At 52.2% G+C, this 14,954-nt stretch carries 14 protein-coding genes and 1 tRNA gene; 5 read left to right on the forward strand and 10 right to left on the reverse strand.

Annotation, left to right across the window (positions count from 1 at the left end):
* Window positions 1–318, forward strand: a 318-nt coding sequence (locus H627_RS0113785; protein ID WP_027829401.1) for an IS3 family transposase, incomplete at its 5' end; no start/stop codon positions are given.
* 88 nt (window positions 319–406) lie between these two features.
* Here H627_RS0113785 and H627_RS0113790 read toward each other — a convergent pair.
* Complete coding sequence (locus H627_RS0113790; RefSeq protein ID WP_027829402.1) at window positions 407–1,357, reverse strand: 3'-5' exoribonuclease YhaM family protein; 951 nt, start codon at window positions 1,355–1,357, stop codon at window positions 407–409.
* 63 nt (window positions 1,358–1,420) lie between these two features.
* Complete coding sequence (locus H627_RS0113795; protein ID WP_081674935.1) at window positions 1,421–3,538, reverse strand: PBP1A family penicillin-binding protein; 2,118 nt, start codon at window positions 3,536–3,538, stop codon at window positions 1,421–1,423.
* A 129-nt stretch (window positions 3,539–3,667) separates the two neighbouring features.
* Between H627_RS0113795 and H627_RS18470 the strand changes: the two genes are divergently transcribed.
* The gene (locus H627_RS18470; protein ID WP_035441161.1) at window positions 3,668–4,582 is read left to right on the forward strand and encodes an RluA family pseudouridine synthase; all 915 of its coding nucleotides are present in this window, start codon (window positions 3,668–3,670) and stop codon (window positions 4,580–4,582) included.
* Here H627_RS18470 and H627_RS18475 read toward each other — a convergent pair.
* The 3 genes from H627_RS18475 to H627_RS0113815 all read right to left on the reverse strand — a co-directional run bounded on the left by H627_RS18475 (window position 4,530) and on the right by H627_RS0113815 (window position 7,047).
* On the reverse strand, window positions 4,530–5,015 hold the full coding sequence (locus H627_RS18475; protein ID WP_051225449.1) for an arginine repressor: 486 nt from the start codon (window positions 5,013–5,015) through the stop codon (window positions 4,530–4,532). The two genes, H627_RS18470 and H627_RS18475, sit on opposite strands and share 53 nt — an antisense overlap.
* A gap of 16 nt (window positions 5,016–5,031) precedes the next feature.
* Window positions 5,032–6,735 (reverse strand): arginine--tRNA ligase, encoded by a 1,704-nt coding sequence (gene argS, locus H627_RS0113810; RefSeq protein WP_027829404.1) that lies wholly within the window; start codon window positions 6,733–6,735, stop codon window positions 5,032–5,034.
* A gap of 241 nt (window positions 6,736–6,976) precedes the next feature.
* Window positions 6,977–7,047, reverse strand: a tRNA-Gly gene (locus H627_RS0113815).
* Between the two features lie 147 nt (window positions 7,048–7,194).
* Between H627_RS0113815 and H627_RS0113820 the strand changes: the two genes are divergently transcribed.
* Window positions 7,195–7,569, forward strand: a complete 375-nt coding sequence (locus H627_RS0113820; RefSeq protein ID WP_027829405.1) for a hypothetical protein — start codon at window positions 7,195–7,197, stop codon at window positions 7,567–7,569.
* Here the strand turns inward: H627_RS0113820 and H627_RS0113825 are convergent.
* The 5 genes from H627_RS0113825 to H627_RS0113845 all read right to left on the reverse strand — a co-directional run bounded on the left by H627_RS0113825 (window position 7,561) and on the right by H627_RS0113845 (window position 10,763).
* Window positions 7,561–8,760, reverse strand: coding sequence for an MFS transporter (locus H627_RS0113825; protein ID WP_081674936.1), 1,200 nt, complete (start codon window positions 8,758–8,760; stop codon window positions 7,561–7,563). The two genes, H627_RS0113820 and H627_RS0113825, sit on opposite strands and share 9 nt — an antisense overlap.
* A gap of 89 nt (window positions 8,761–8,849) precedes the next feature.
* The gene (locus H627_RS0113830) at window positions 8,850–9,275 is read right to left on the reverse strand and encodes a hypothetical protein (RefSeq protein WP_027829407.1); all 426 of its coding nucleotides are present in this window, start codon (window positions 9,273–9,275) and stop codon (window positions 8,850–8,852) included.
* 16 nt (window positions 9,276–9,291) lie between these two features.
* Window positions 9,292–9,813: a hypothetical protein gene (locus H627_RS0113835; protein ID WP_027829408.1), complete on the reverse strand. Its 522-nt coding sequence runs from the start codon at window positions 9,811–9,813 to the stop codon at window positions 9,292–9,294.
* Window positions 9,814–9,841: 28 nt separating this feature from the next.
* Window positions 9,842–10,252 (reverse strand): hypothetical protein, encoded by a 411-nt coding sequence (locus H627_RS0113840; protein ID WP_027829409.1) that lies wholly within the window; start codon window positions 10,250–10,252, stop codon window positions 9,842–9,844.
* A 16-nt stretch (window positions 10,253–10,268) separates the two neighbouring features.
* Window positions 10,269–10,763, reverse strand: a complete 495-nt coding sequence (locus tag H627_RS0113845; RefSeq protein ID WP_027829410.1) for a hypothetical protein — start codon at window positions 10,761–10,763, stop codon at window positions 10,269–10,271.
* A 363-nt stretch (window positions 10,764–11,126) separates the two neighbouring features.
* On the opposite strand from H627_RS0113845, the gene cas9 reads away from it, so the two are divergent.
* Complete coding sequence (gene cas9 / locus H627_RS0113850; RefSeq protein ID WP_162143242.1) at window positions 11,127–14,519, forward strand: type II CRISPR RNA-guided endonuclease Cas9; 3,393 nt, start codon at window positions 11,127–11,129, stop codon at window positions 14,517–14,519.
* A 257-nt stretch (window positions 14,520–14,776) separates the two neighbouring features.
* Window positions 14,777–14,954, forward strand: a 178-nt coding sequence (locus H627_RS20950) for a helix-turn-helix domain-containing protein (protein WP_155827886.1), incomplete at its 3' end; no start/stop codon positions are given.

Genomic DNA, 14,954 nt, shown 5'->3' on the forward strand with positions numbered 1-14,954 from the left:
AAACTGCCTTCTGGCGTCACACCGATCATGCATTCCGATCAAGGCTGGCAATACCAAACCCGTGAATACCAGATCCGGTTACACGCCATGGGAATCGTTCCAAGCATGTCCCGCAAAGGCAACTGTCATGACAATGCCCCAATGGAAAGTTTCTTCAACCTGCTTAAGCGTGAACGTCTCAATCGACAACCGATTAAGGATATTAAGGAGCTGAAACAAATCGTGACGCATTACGCCAGATGGTTTAATCATGATCGAATTTCACTGAACAAAAACGGCCTGACCCCGATTGAATATCGGAATCAAACCGCTGCGTAATTAATTTCCAAACTGTCTAACTTTTTTGTTGCACTTCAATGGGATGCCTTTTTTGTGGGCTGAGAAAGTTGTTCTGACGCCGTGCCAGCTAATCCTCAATTGGCTTTGGTTGGTAGAAGCGTCGATTGTCCAAGCCGAAGACGCGTTCGGAGTATTCGCCGGGTTTGGCGTCAGTGAGGGCCATGGTGATCATGGTCAAGCTGGCATCCATTTGGTCGATTTGGTGGAGCAGTTCGGCTTCAATCAGCTGCGGCCGCACAGGCGAGCCGTAGTCGAGCTCGCCGTGGTGGGCCAGGACCATATGCCGCAAAAGCATGACGGCCTCGCTGTGACTGTCCAGCTGGAGCTTGTCGCAGGCGCGAATGATCTCTTCATCAATCATCACTACGTGGCCGATCAGGTTGCCCTCCGGCCGATATTGGGTGGCAGTAGGCCCAGTGAGTTCCCGGGTCTTGCCCATATCGTGGAGCAGTGTGCCCGCCAGTAAGAGGTCTTCGTTGACTTTATGGTACAGCGGCGCGATTTTTTGGGCCAGCCGCACCATCGAGACGGTATGGAAAGCCAATCCGCCCTCGTAAGCATGGTGGTTGGTCTTGGCCGCCGGGTAGGTGAAAAATTCATGCCAGTGGGCCCCAAAAATATATTGGACGATCCCCCGCCATACTGGCTGCTGGATCTCGGCGATCGTCTGCTTCACGAAGGCTTGCAGATCCTCGATACTCTCCGGCGCCGTGGGCGTATAGGCGTGGGGATCTTGTTCCGATTCCGGCAAGACCCGCATGTGTTTGATCCGAATTTGCGGCCGATCTTGGTAGACTTCCCGTTTGCCGGTCAGCTGCACCACGGTTCCCGTTGTGAAGTCCTGAGTGGCCTTCTCCGCCGCATGCCACAGCTTAGCCGTGATTTCCCCCGACGTATCCGTGAAGACCAGGGCAATGTACTTACTGCCGTCCTTGGCCTCCCGCACGTCGGCGGACTTGATCAAAACCGGGATGTCGAGTTGTTCGTTGGGTTGAAAATCTTTGAGTAATTTTGTCATAAATCGCCAAACGCCCAGCCGGTCAGTCCGTCTGGGCGCTTTCTGCGTCATCCTCTCAGTATTCTACTGGAACAGACCTTTGAGGCTATTATACCATTCACTGGCCTTATCCTTGAGCCCATTGATACCTTTCTCCACGTTGGATTGAAAATCATTCAGCCAATCATCCCCAGAACCGCTGCTGGTGCCGGTGCTGCCGCCATTATTCGCCGCATCTTCCTGGGCGGCATCTTGGACCTTGAATGGTGTCTGTTTAGTGTTGGGCAGAATATTTTGCATTTCCTGCTTAAAAATCGGCGCGACCCCCTGCTCGCTGATGCCCTTCAGGAAGTGATTGGCATCAGTTTGGTCAAAGCCGACCCATGTGGCCACGGTGACATCCGGCGTGTAGCCAACGACCCATTGGTCCTTGGTACCAAATCCCCAACTGCTGTCGCCCTCGGTACTGCCGGTCTTGCCGGCAATCTTATACCCGCTAGGCGCCGCGGAGGTCCCGGTACCGCTGGAAAAGACGGACAGCATCATACTGGTCATCTCGTTAGCCGTCTTGGCGGTGATGATCTGCTTGGCCGTCGTGTTGGTATTATCCACGACCACAGCCCCGGTGGCGTCCACGATTTTTGTAATGAAATGGGTGTCCGGTAATTTGCCGCCATTGGCAAAGGCCGAATACGCCCGCGCCATCTGCAGCGGCGATACCCCTTGGGATAAGCCGCCAATGCCAAAGGCTAAGTTTTGGTCACTCTTAGGAATATTGATCCCGAAGCGTTCTGCCGAAGCGACACCCTTTTGCACCCCGATCTGGTTCAACAGCCAGACGGCAGCGGTGTTCTTACTTTCCGCCAAAGCCTCATACATCGGCACCTCGCCGGCATATTGTTCATCCACATTGTGGGGGGTGTATTTATTTTTACCGAAACTCTGCAGCTTATCTTCCAACATTGAATCCGGATGATAGCCGGCCTCAATCGCCGGGGTATAAATTGCCAGCGGCTTCATTGCACTGCCTGGCTGGCGGCGCATCTGGGTGGCCCGGTTGTAACCCCGGAAAACATGCTTGCCGCGGCCGCCGATAACGCCCAGCACCCCGCCGGTATTGGGATCCACAGCCACACTGGCTGCTTGGACCGGCGTCCCATCAGCAGCGTTAGCCGGGAAGGCCCAATCTTCTTTGAAACTGCCCTGCATCTGGCTTTGAATCGTCTGGTCCAGCGTGGTGTAAATCTTGTACCCCTTATTCAGAATGTCTTCTTCTTTAATGTCGTACTTGTTGTAAGCTTCATCTAAGACCGCATCGAAGAAATAGGGATAGCGGTACTCGTCAGACTGCTGGTAATTATTCACCAGCGTGAGCTGTTCGTTCTTGGCGCTGTTAGCTTCAGCTTGGGTCAATTTGCCGTTGTCGACCATTAAGCTCAGAATCAGGTTGCGCCGGCCGAGGGCATTATCCATATGGTCTACTGGATTATAGAAACTGGGGGAACGCAAAATCGCCGCCAGGGCCGCCCCTTGAGACGCATCCAGATCCTTGGCATGCTTGCCAAAATACCGCTCCGATGCATCCTCCACACCCCACACGCCATTACCGAAATAGGCGTTGTTCAAATACATCGTGAGGATGTCGTCCTTAGAATAATGCCGGGTGATTTCCACCGCCAGAAAAATTTCTTGAAATTTTCGGACAAAGGTCTGCTTCTGCGTCAACAGCGTATTCTTGGCCAGCTGCTGAGTGATCGTACTGCCCCCGCCGCTGATCTGGCCGTGGTGAATGACATAACTGACCGCCGCCCGCGCCAGGCCCTTAATGTCGAACCCCGGGTTAGAATAGAAACTGCGGTCCTCAGTGGAGATCACCGCGTTGCGGATCTGGGGCGAAATCTGGTTCAATTCCACAAACGTCCCTTTATTGGTGATCGTCCCCGCTTTTTCGTTATGGGTGTCATAAATCTGGGTGACGGTCTTCAGGTTGGTCTTCAAGTTCTCCACGTCGGCGGTCTTCGCTTTGTACGTGAAAAAGGCGGACGCGGCCACCGCGACTGTTAGAAACAGCACGATCGCCCAGCGTACCACCTGGTAGCGATGATTGAAGCGGCGGATAAACACCCAGGCCCGGTGGCAATATGGATACAACCACGAGGCAAACTGGAGCCAATACGCCCATACACGGCGCCAAAAACCCATGACGAGGATCCCTTCTACATTGGATTACAGAAAAACGATGCATTACAATTGTTAACATCATAGCACACCCGCGGATTAGCTCTGCAGGCAGCCCAGCAAAATTAGGAAAAAGACAAGGATGACGACTTGATGACCGCATATCAGCACCGCATTGTATTGCCCCCGGATTATCCCGGCCGCACTGTTCGAGAACAGCTCCAAGCGTGGTGGATCCCCAAAAAGTGGCAGCACTTCCTGCGCATTGAAGATGGTGTGCTGGTCAACGGCCGCTATCAATCCATGAACACGCGGCTGCACGCCGGCGATCTCGTCAGTTTGGCCTTCACCCATGTGGACCACCCGGTGCAAGATTACAATGTAACCGCCCGCAGCAGTCTCGTCATTTGTCACGAAGATCCCGATGTCCTCGTGGTCGATAAGCCGGCGGGGGAAAAAATGCATCCGAATCACGCCGGCGAAAGCAATACCCTGATGAACGCCGCCGCCAGTTACCTCGCAGCCAGCGGCGGCGCCGCCTTCATGGTTCACCGGCTGGATCAAGCCACCAGCGGGGCCGTACTGATTGCCAAAAACCCAGCCGTGGTGCCGCCGCTGAATCGGCAATTGGCGATCAAAACTCTGCATCGGGAATACTTGGCTGTCGTTCCTGGCACACCAGTGCTGCCTGACCACGGCCATTTCACCGGCCCCATCGCCCACGCCATTAACGACGTGCGCCGCCGGACGGTGGATAACAAAAACGGCCAAGCCGCGGACACAGAATTCCGGGTCTTGGACCGTTCTTCAGAAACACAACTTTTATTACTGACCCTGCACAGCGGCCGCACCCATCAAATCCGGGTCCATCTGGCCCACGCGGGTCTGCCGATTATCGCTGACCCGCTCTACGGCCCCGCTGCCGATCAAATTCCAGAAGACGAAATGCTGCTCCACGCGTGGCGCTTGACCTGGGCAACACCGCTGGGCTTTGGTACACAGACCGCCACAGCCCCTATTCCGGCGCGTTTTCGTCCGTATCTGCGGGCGTGGCCAGCGTATCGCTGATGGTTTGCTGAAAAGCCTTGGCCGCATCCTCATCGGGACAGATCACCAGCACCGTGTCGTGCCCCGCGAGAGTCCCGATAATATCCGGCCGGTGGACGTCATCCAACGCCGCAGCGACCAGATTACCGCTGCCGGCTTCTGTTTTCAACACCACCGTGAACTGCACTGCCACCGCCGTTAAAACTTGCGTTGCGACAGCCTGCCGCAAATTCTCCGGCAGGGTTGGCGCCTGGTGATCGGCTACAGCATAATAGGCGTGACCATTGCGGTCCTTGTACTTGCGAATCCCTAATTCCCGCATGTCCCGGGATAAATTACCCTGGGAAATCATAATACCGCGATCATGGAGAGCCGCCATCAGGTCCCGCTGCCGCTCGAAGCGGGTGCTGGTGACCAACTGACGAATGGCTGCCTTGCGCTCTTCCCGTTTCATCAGCCCATCACCCGCCTTACATTTCGGCCGGTGCGCCGACCCCCAGCAGGGCCAACGCACTCTGGAGTACCGCACTGACGGACGCAACCAGCGCCAACCGGCTGTCCTGGTCGGCGTCACCGGTCAAGACCTTAGTATGGGCATAATACTTATTGAAGGCCTTGGCTAACCGCAGCGCATACTTGGCGATGACTGACGGTTCGTATTCCCGTGCGGCTCGGGTAATGATTTCTGGGAAGTCCCCCAAGGTCCGGATCACTTCCCAAGCCCCCGCGTCATCTAATGCGGCTGCATCGATCAGGTCGGCTTCCGTCTTGCCTGCTTTGCGCAAAATACTTTGTGCCCGGGCATTCGTATACTGCACATACGGCCCAGTCTCGCCTTCGAAGCGCACGACTTCTTCCAGATTGAAATCGAAGTTGTCCATCCGATCGTTCTTCAAGTCATGGAAGACGACCGCGCCCACACCGACCTGGTGCGCCACTTCTTCTTTGTTGGCCAGCGTCGGATTCTTTTCATCCACCTGCTTTTGCGCCAAGCCAACAGCATCCTGGAGCACTTTCTCCAACAAAATGATTCGGCCGGAGCGGGTCGACAATTTCTTCCCGTTTTCCGTGATCAAACCAAAGGGGACGTGGACGATCTCGTCGGCCCAGTCGAAGCCCATTTTCTTCAAAACGGCCTTCAGCTGGTCGAAATGTTCCTTCTGCTCACCACCGACAACGTACAAGGACTTAACAAAGTTGTAGGTCCGCTTGCGGTAGATCGCCGCGGCCAAGTCCCGGGTCATGTACAGCGACGCGCCATCCGACTTGCGGATCAGCGCTGGATTCAGGTCTTGATCACTGAGATCAACGATATCAGCGCCCTGGCTCTTTTCCAGCAGGCCCTTTTGCTCCAAGATTTGGATCACTTCATCCATCTTGTCGTTATAGAAAGCCTCGCCGTTGTATGAATCGAAGGTGACACCCAGCTGATCATAGACCTTCTGGAATTCTTTGAGGGAAATCTCCCGGAACCACGCCCAGAGCTTGGTTGCTTCTGGATCGCCCTCTTCTAGTTTCTTGAACCATTCCCGAGCCTCGTCATCCATCTCAGGATGATCCTTATCCTCCTGATGGAAGCGGACATAATACGCCAGCAGATTCTTGATCGGATTCTCCTTGACGGCCTCTTCCGACCCCCACATCTTGTAACCAACGATCAGCTTGCCGAACTGGGTGCCCCAGTCGCCCAAGTGGTTGATCTTGATCGGATGATAACCCAATTTTGAGAAAATATTAGCCAGGGCATTGCCGATCACCGTGGAGCGCAAATGGCCCATGGACATGGGCTTGGCGATGTTGGGCGAAGACATATCGATGGGCACATTGCCGCCGTGTCCGATATCTGCGGCGCCGTAACCGGCAGGATCGCTCAAGATGGCGTGGAACGTCGTGTGGGCGAAGACCGGCTGGTCCAGGAACACGTTGACGTACGGGCCCTTCGCCTCGACCTTTTGCAACCCATCCGCGTTCACGAGCGGCGCTAATTGCTGGGCAATTTGCACCGGTGATTTGTGCAGCGTCTTCGCCAGTTGGAACGCTGGGAAAGCAAAGTCGCCCAGATCCAGCGACTTAGGTACTTCCAGTAAATCGGCCACTTGGTCCGTCGTCAGTGATGCGTCGATCTGGTTCAAGGCCTGGCTGATCTTTTCGGCCACAGTATGACGTAAGTCCATGAAAAACATCCTCCTTAAGATAGAAAAAAATCCTGCCGCAAAAAACGGCAGGAGAGACGGACAGTGACGTCCGCGGTACCACTCTCATTCTTACGAATCGCACCGCCGAAGCGGCGCAACGAAGCGCTCGAGAAATGCACTATATGGTTGTGTGCCTGGGGTGCGCCGGCCAGCCTGTTGATCCGGCTTGCACCATTCCGGACTCGCTCGGCAATCAGAGTTGACCTATTCCTCAGTTCAAAGCGGGTGACGAGAATCGAACTCGCGACTTCAGCTTGGGAAGCTAATATTTTACCACTAAACCACACCCGCATTACAAGATACCAGTATAGCGAATTTTGGCGGCAATGGCAAATGAATTTCACAACGGTTAATTCAAATATACCATTCATTTCTCTTTAATTTTTTGACACAGGTTGTTATACTAGGAGTAAGAAATCCATGTTGGAGGAGCCGCGTATGAAACAAGCAGAAAAGGTCGATCAGTTGATCTATGGCGTCGTGAGTGAGCGGACACCGCGAGGCTACATCTTGCGCCTAAGCAGTGATCCGCAGGTCTTTGCCAAAGGGACAGTCTTCGAGGAGGCTGTTTATTACTTCTACCGGGTACTCGCCGAGTTTCTAAAAAAGCAGCGAGACGCCGGCCACGATATCCACGATTACACCTTTCAACAGTTCGATTTTGCCGCATTAGATAAAGTGCATTTTCTCACTTTAGTCAGTGCCACGAATGATCTCGACCCGCACCATATGAATATGACCATGACTTTTCCCCAGGCCCGGCTGATTGATCTGCCGGAGACCTTTGATCAATTGAAAGCTTTGTTAAGCTAACCGGTTGAGCCGCAGGGTAATGCCCGTGGTGACTAGGACACCGGCGATGGCAATCGCCAGGTCAAACCACATTACCGTGGTGAGCTGCTGGCTCCACTGGGCCGTGATCAGCGGCAGGATAAATTGAGCGGTGGCCCCGGCGGAATAGTACAGGCCGGTGGCGATCCCCTTACCCAGCGGCAGCGTTTCACCCATCACCGTCAGCCCCAGCTGCATTACCCCGCCGGCCATGCAGAAGCCGATGAGGAAGACGCTGGGAAACAGGATGGTGGGTGGTGCTTGGCTGAGAATTGGAATCAGACTGAGTGTGCCGCCAATGGTGAACGGAACTAGTAATTGCGGCGGGGTGAAGCGGCGGCTGAGGATAAACACATTGACCAGCACGCAAATGAATGAGCCGGTGCTGTACCAACTCAGTAAGCTCCCACTGGTGCTGGGGGTCAGGTGCAGGATTTGAATCCCATATTGCGTGATGTTTTGGGTAAAGACCCAAAAGACGCCTTGAGAGAGGAAACCATAGACAATGAACAACGCTAATAACAGCCACGGCATCGTGGCAAACGAGACAGCTGCGGCTGGCTCGTTTTTTGTTGGGGCTGATTGCGGCTGTTGCGGTTTGGTGCGCTTGGCACCCCACCAGGGGGTGAGAAACACGACCGCGTTGATGATGAGGATTGCTGCGAGAAATGCGTAGTTGAGGCCGAACCAGGCGTGGCTGGTGATCGTCCAGCCCACCAGCAGCGGCAGGATGAACTGGCCGGCGGACATGGCGCCTTTGATCAAGACGTTGGCCGCCCCGGCCTGCGCCGGATAAATATCCATTAAGGCCGGATAGGTACCGGCATCCAAAAATGAATTGGCACAGCCGGCGAGGAAGCTGAAGGCAAAGCCCCAAGCCGCCGTTGGACTCCACAAAATGCCCAGGAAAAAGAGCAAGTAGCTGACCATGCCCAGGCCCACGAAGAACTGCCGCCCCCAGCGGTCGCTGAGCCAACCGGACAGGAGCAGCACGACCAAGCGGCCGATCCCCATGGCAGCGATGACGGCGCCGACTGCGGCGGCGGTGGTGTGCCACTGAGCGGCGAGGCTGGTCATGGATTGGGCAAGGATGAGGACCCCTGCGCCGTGAACGATGTAATTGGTGTAAAGACCGATGGCGATGCGGGTGCGGTGGGGTTTGGCTGTGGACAATGTGCGGCGTTCCCTTCTGTGGATCGATTTGCGTGCTCTGGTTCTTAGTTTACCAAAAAAGCCGCGGGTTGGGCGGCTTGCGGGGAAGATTATTGGTGTTTGGGGTGTTTGGGGTGTTGGTCGGTTTGGTCATCGTCGGGGTCGTCCCATTCCTTATAGTGGGGCAATGGTTTGTGCAGTTCACGAAGCTGGCTGCGGTGTTCGTAGTTGAGGTACCAGACCAATGGCACAATAAACAGTATTGCGGCAATGATGAAAATACCGGAAAGCTCAAACAGATTGACGAAAAAGACCTGCACGTTGTCCCACGACCAATCAAAGAAGAAAGGAGAACTGGCAATTTTCTGGGGAATGTGCCGGATATACTGGAAAAATTCGTCCGGATTATGCGCAAAATTGAGGAATAACACGGTGATTAAGAACGTAGCCAAAAAAGAATGCCAGGGTCGCCGCCGGCGCTTAGTCTTGGGTGTTAGCTGTGCTTGTTGTGCTGGTGTCTTTGATTGTGCGCTCACGGTCGTCACCCCCTACTCAATAATCATCCCAGTGACCGTCGTCGTCACGGCTGTCCCAGTCGTCATACCAGAACATTCCGCCGCCGAAACCGAAAAAGCCGAACGGTAACGCCAGGCCGCCGGCACTTAACGTTGAAAGAATCAGCAGGACCACCATACCAACGACAGTCCTGATGAAGGCCAGCGCTGCGTTCTGAAATACATAGAAGAGCAAGCCGACCATCACTCCGGCCAGCCGGAGACTGCGCTTTTGCAACTGCCGGGGAGTCCGTCCGGCTTGGCGCTGCGTCCCATAGGCGGTTACCAAAAACCAGACGATCAGAATGATGCCGACGTTTAGCCACTGGGGCAAGCCAAAAAGAAATGCACTGCAAGTCATGAGCCAGTGCTTAAAAAGGTCTCGATTGTCCCAAAATGACAAGCCGCCTCCTGCAATCATGATAACGATAAAGAAAATAATGCCCGCATTGTTGAGCGATTCCTGCCACTTGGGCATTTGGTGACTTGTTGCGGGTTGCTTTGCTGGTTTGTTTGTCATCGCTGTGTCCCCTCCCAACCCGCTGCCATTAAGAACGCGGTGGGTGATTCTTAGTCTTTGTGGTCTGCTCATGCTCCGGCGGAAAATGATAAGGTCGAAGCATTTCTTTCAACTGAGACTGATGCTCCCACCGTACAAACAAAACTATCGGACCGCCAAAAATAATTGCTGCGATAATCACTAAACCAATCAGTTCCACCGAGTTAACAAAAAACGAAATGACATTGTCGACAGTGATTCCTGTATCGATACGCCAATCGAAGATTGCCCGTGGAATACCTCGAATATACTGATAAAAGCTGTTGGGATCACGGGCATAATTGAAAAACAGTACTGTGATCACAAAGCTGGTCAAAAAAGGATGCCGCCGCCAATAATGGGGTTTGGACGGTTGCGTTTGGTCCGGCTTCTGGGCCGCAGGCTTTACTGGCTTTTCCATTGCTGCGTCCTCCTAATCAATAATCATGGCGCCGACCATAGTCGTCATACCGGTCCCAATCGTCATACAGCAGCCAGCCGCCAAAACTAAATGGCAAGGCGCCCGCTGCCGCCCCAAGCGTGGAAAAAATCAAAAACAATACGGCCACAACAACCGCCTTGATAAACCCAAATATGGCGTCTTGGAAGAGAAAGAACAGAAAGCCAGCAACAAATCCCGACAGCCAATACCAACGGGTTAACTGTTCTGGTGAAGTGATATCCCGCCGCTGTCTTAATCCCATCGTCACAACTCCCCAAAAGAAGATGATGACACTGGCATTAATCCACTGCGGAATGCTCAAAAGCAGTGCGCTGCAGAACTTCAGGAAGTGTTCAGTCATCCCTCTGTTCTGCCAGAGCGACCAAAGCCCCCAGCCAATCGTGAATGCAGCCACTACTGCGTCTAAGTTGGAGCGCCATTCCGGTACTTGCTTATCTTTCGTTAAGTGTTTCGTCGATTTATTCGTCATCAGCCGTTTTCCTCTCCTCGGCTTATTGACTTTAGTATCCCGCAGATTGGTGTAAAGTCAACGGATACGGATTACTTGAATACTACCTAATCAAGCATACTGATGCATCCGATTCACCTCGCCGTCAAACCCCAGATAAAAGGGAGTGGTCGAGTTGCAAGAAGGAACTGAAAGAAATTGCCGCAAAAAATTCGTGAAAAGGTTGCCAATCAAATTGGAATCTGCTATTCTAATAAGTGTTCAGAGACGTCTGAACACCCTCCGATTTTAGCCGATTCTGGAGGGATCCAATAGCAAAGGGATTGTCTTCGGACAATCGCCTGTCAAGCTCTGACCCCCATCTTCGTGATGGGGGTCATCTTTTTGTACGAAAACATTGTGAAACCGTTCCCTTCACGTTATGATAAAGCTATCATGAAACGCTTGAAGGGGAGACAAACCATGGGTTATATCTTGTCATTAGACATTGGTATCGCTTCGTGCGGATATTCCGTATTGGAAACGGACGCACTCGGTGTGCCATACAAAATTAAGACGTTGAACTCTATCATTTTTACACGGGCAGAAAATCCCAAAACCGGAGCATCGTTGGCTGAGCCCCGCCGAAAGTATCGCGGTGCCCGGCGACGTAAGCGGCGTACTTCCTTCCGTAAACACCGTACCCGGCAATTATTCATCACCAGCGGCCTATTGAGCAAACAAGACATTGCTCGCTATCTAAATCAACAGGAACCTCACGACGATATCTGGGAATTACGGGTTAAGGGCCTTGATGAACCGCTAACCAACCTGCAACTCTTCCAAGTCCTCTATTATTTCGTCACCCACCGCGGGTTTAAATCGAATCGAAAGGCTGAACTCAAGGACAAGGATATTGGTCCCGTTTTGAACTCCATCAACGCCTTTAAGGAAGAAATGCAATCCCACGATTACCGGACAATTGGCGAATTATATGCCAATGATCCGCGTTTTCGTGACCGTAAACATAATAAGGATTACACCAATGGCTTCTTGGGGACAATACAGCGCTCTTGGTTGGTTGATGAAATCAAAATGCTGCTGACAAACCAACAATCCTTCGGCAACACGCAGCTCACATCAGAATTCATTGAACTTTACCTCAATATTTTTACAAGTCAGCGAAACTTTGATGACGGCCCGGCCAGCGGCCCCTATTCCGGTGATTTAATTGACAAAATGGTCGGCCCAGACACTTTTAATCGTTCCCGCAAGCGTGCTCCACGGGCAACCTACACTTTCCAGTATTTCAGTTTTCTCTCAAAATTGAATTCTTTGCGAATTGCGCCAAGTATTAGTGCGCCCTTTGAAACCCTCACTGTTGACCAGCGGGCATTGATAACCAAACGACTCTGGGGACCCGATGTTAAATCCGCCGATCTTAAATTCAAACAGATCCGGATGGTATTGTCCCTGCCGGAGACTGCACGATTTAATTTGGTCAACTACGGCAATACCCCTGAAAAAGCACTAGAAATTGAGGACAAGACTACGTTTATTTCCATTAAGCCGTTGCGCGAAATTGAAAAAGCACTGACTGGCACCACTTTGCCCGTTAGCCATGATCAATTGGATGCAATTGCTCGCATTCTTACCGTATACAAGAGCGATAGTAATCGGAAAACTGCATTCCATAATCAGACGGTTCTCTCTGATGAAGTCATCGAGCAATTGCTACCACTGAATTTTTCGAAATTTGGTCATCTGTCAGTGGAGACGATGCAAGAAATCATTCCCTATCTGGAACAAGGGATGGTTTACAGCGACGCAGCCACAGCCGCCGGTTATGATTTCCGTAATAATCAAATTGACATGGAATACATCCGCGACAACGTGACGAATCCCGTTGTGCGCCGTGCTGTTAGTGTGGCCAATAAACTGGTGAAGGCTGTGGTTCGTCGGTATGGCAAACCGGACAGCATTCATATCGAATTAGCCCGCGATTTGAGCCAGAACTTCCAGGAACGGCGGCAGGATGAAGTACGGCAACAGAAGAATGCTCGGGACAACGAGAAAATTGCGAAGCGCTTGGAAGAGCTGGGCATTCCTGTCAACGGTGTCAATATTACCAAGATGAAACTGTACGATGAACAGCATGGCATCGATCTGTATGATTTAAGCACAAATGCCAGCATGGCTGTGACGGATATCTTCTCTGACGACCGCTACGAGATCGATCACATTATTCCATACAGCGTCAGCTTTGACGACAGCTACACCAACAAGGTGCTGGTGAGCGCCAAGGCCAACCGGGAAAAACGCGATCGTATTCCCATGGAAGTCTTCGGCAATGATTCCGAGAGGCGTCGCCAATTTGAGAACCGGGTCAATACCAACATCACCAACCTCCGTAAGAAGCGCAATTTGCTTAAAGAAACGTTTTCCGACGAGGATAAAGCCAAGTGGAAATCCCGGAACATCAACGATACCCGTTATTTGAACCGTATTCTGATGAACTATCTTTCCCAAAACGTGGAATTCACTGATGTGTTGAGCGATGCGAAACACGTCATCGCTTTGAATGGCGCAGTCACCGCTAAGATCCGCTCCCGGTGGGGGATTACTAAAGTGCGGGCTGCTGGCGATTTACACCATGCCGTAGATGCCGTTGTGATTGGCTGCGTCACGGATGCCTTGATTCAAGCGGTCACCCGGTATGCCAAATATCAGGAACGACGAGACAACAAGGCGGCCGCTGAACAAGATTTGGCTGAAAATAACCCCGAGGAACTGGACGCTAAGCAGTTCCGCAAGGTATTCAATGACTATCCCCTGCCCTGGCCGGAATTCCGGGAAGAACTGATGGGCCGGGTCTCTTCAGATCCTAGTCAGATCATGGCTGGACGGCAGTGGAGCCACTATACCGCCGAAGAAATTTCAGAATTGAAGCAGCCCTTCGTTGTTCGCGTGCCGAACCACCGGATTGTTGGGCCGGCGACTTTGGACACTGTCTATGGGCAGCCCAACCCTGACGATGGGTTGATTACCCAACGTGTTCGGATTACTGATCTGAAGCCGCAGAAGAATAAAGACGGTGAAGACATTATCAAAGCCGGTGCCAACGTTTATGAGTTAGCGGCTGATGGCGGAAATAAATTAGTTTATGAGTCGATACTGGATGCTTTACAGGTTGCCGGCGGCGATGGCAAGAAGGCGTTCCCGACTGGGCGTTTGCTTGTGCGGTCTCCGATTCAGGATATTCCTGTGGAACGGGTACGGGTGACTAGTAAGGCGACATTAGTGGTCCCTGTGGGGCCTAAGAGCGTGGCGGCGAATGGGTCGATGGTACGGATTGATGTTTATAAGACACCTAAGAAGTATGTTTTTGTACCGATTTATGTGCGAGACACAGTAAAAGCGGAGTTGCCAGATAGAGCCGTTGCACCTGTAAAGCCATACAGTCAATGGTATCAGCTTCAACCTAAAGATCAATTTCTCTTCTCGTTGTTTGCCAATGACTTGATTCGATTCAAACATCCGCGAGGGGTTTCGACTAAAGAAATACTCACAGACGGTTCTCAGGAGAAGGGAAAACGAACGGACGTTGTTGGGTACTTTACTGGTGCAGACATTGCAACTGCATCAATTGCCATTGAAGGCCCAGATCGCTCATTCTCGGCTAGAGGTATTGGTTTTGCCAGTTTAAAAAACGTTGAGAAGTTAACCGTTAACTATTTCGGTGAACTACATTCAGTTCATGAAACACAACCGATGCAGTTTCGTGGTCAAAGAGGCTAGCTGATGGGATACCGAAATCTTTTTATCGAAAGTCCTGCAGAGCTTTCGATTCAGAATGGTCAACTCAAGATTAGGACTACCGAACAATTTACTTTTCCTTTGGATGACCTGCAAAGCATACTAATTGATGACTCTGCCGGATTTAAAATTGAAGTGCAACACCGATTGAGTTAGACCAATCGACCGGGTTGATTTAACAAAATAGGCCATGAAGACCTATCCTTGAAGCGACTAAACTACCAAGAAAGGTGACCTTCATGACCCACAATCAGTCTAACAGTCTCGGCTCGTACACTCAACTCACAGAGGGCGAGCGCGGAATAATTGATGCGCTTTGGCACTCCCATGAATATTCCATTCGCGATATTGCACACATCATCCATCATTCCCCTAGTACGGTAAGCCGTGAGCTTAAGCGCGGCCGAGTCCAGCAAC

It is taken from the genome of Schleiferilactobacillus harbinensis DSM 16991 (assembly GCF_000425885.1).
Classification (GTDB): Bacteria; Bacillota; Bacilli; order Lactobacillales; family Lactobacillaceae; genus Schleiferilactobacillus; species Schleiferilactobacillus harbinensis.

Excerpts from the sequence above, each read along its gene's own strand:
- H627_RS0113790 (WP_027829402.1), bottom strand. The coding sequence starts at position 1,357 with ATGACAAAATTACTCAAAGATTTTCAACCCAACGAACAACTCGACATC.
- H627_RS0113795 (WP_081674935.1), bottom strand. The coding sequence starts at position 3,538 with ATGGGTTTTTGGCGCCGTGTATGGGCGTATTGGCTCCAGTTTGCCTCG.
- H627_RS18470 (WP_035441161.1), top strand. The coding sequence starts at position 3,668 with ATGACCGCATATCAGCACCGCATTGTATTGCCCCCGGATTATCCCGGC.
- H627_RS18475 (WP_051225449.1), bottom strand. The coding sequence starts at position 5,015 with ATGAAACGGGAAGAGCGCAAGGCAGCCATTCGTCAGTTGGTCACCAGC.
- argS (WP_027829404.1), bottom strand. The coding sequence starts at position 6,735 with ATGGACTTACGTCATACTGTGGCCGAAAAGATCAGCCAGGCCTTGAAC.
- H627_RS0113820 (WP_027829405.1), top strand. The coding sequence starts at position 7,195 with ATGAAACAAGCAGAAAAGGTCGATCAGTTGATCTATGGCGTCGTGAGT.
- H627_RS0113835 (WP_027829408.1), bottom strand. The coding sequence starts at position 9,813 with ATGACAAACAAACCAGCAAAGCAACCCGCAACAAGTCACCAAATGCCC.
- H627_RS0113840 (WP_027829409.1), bottom strand. The coding sequence starts at position 10,252 with ATGGAAAAGCCAGTAAAGCCTGCGGCCCAGAAGCCGGACCAAACGCAA.
- H627_RS0113845 (WP_027829410.1), bottom strand. The coding sequence starts at position 10,763 with ATGACGAATAAATCGACGAAACACTTAACGAAAGATAAGCAAGTACCG.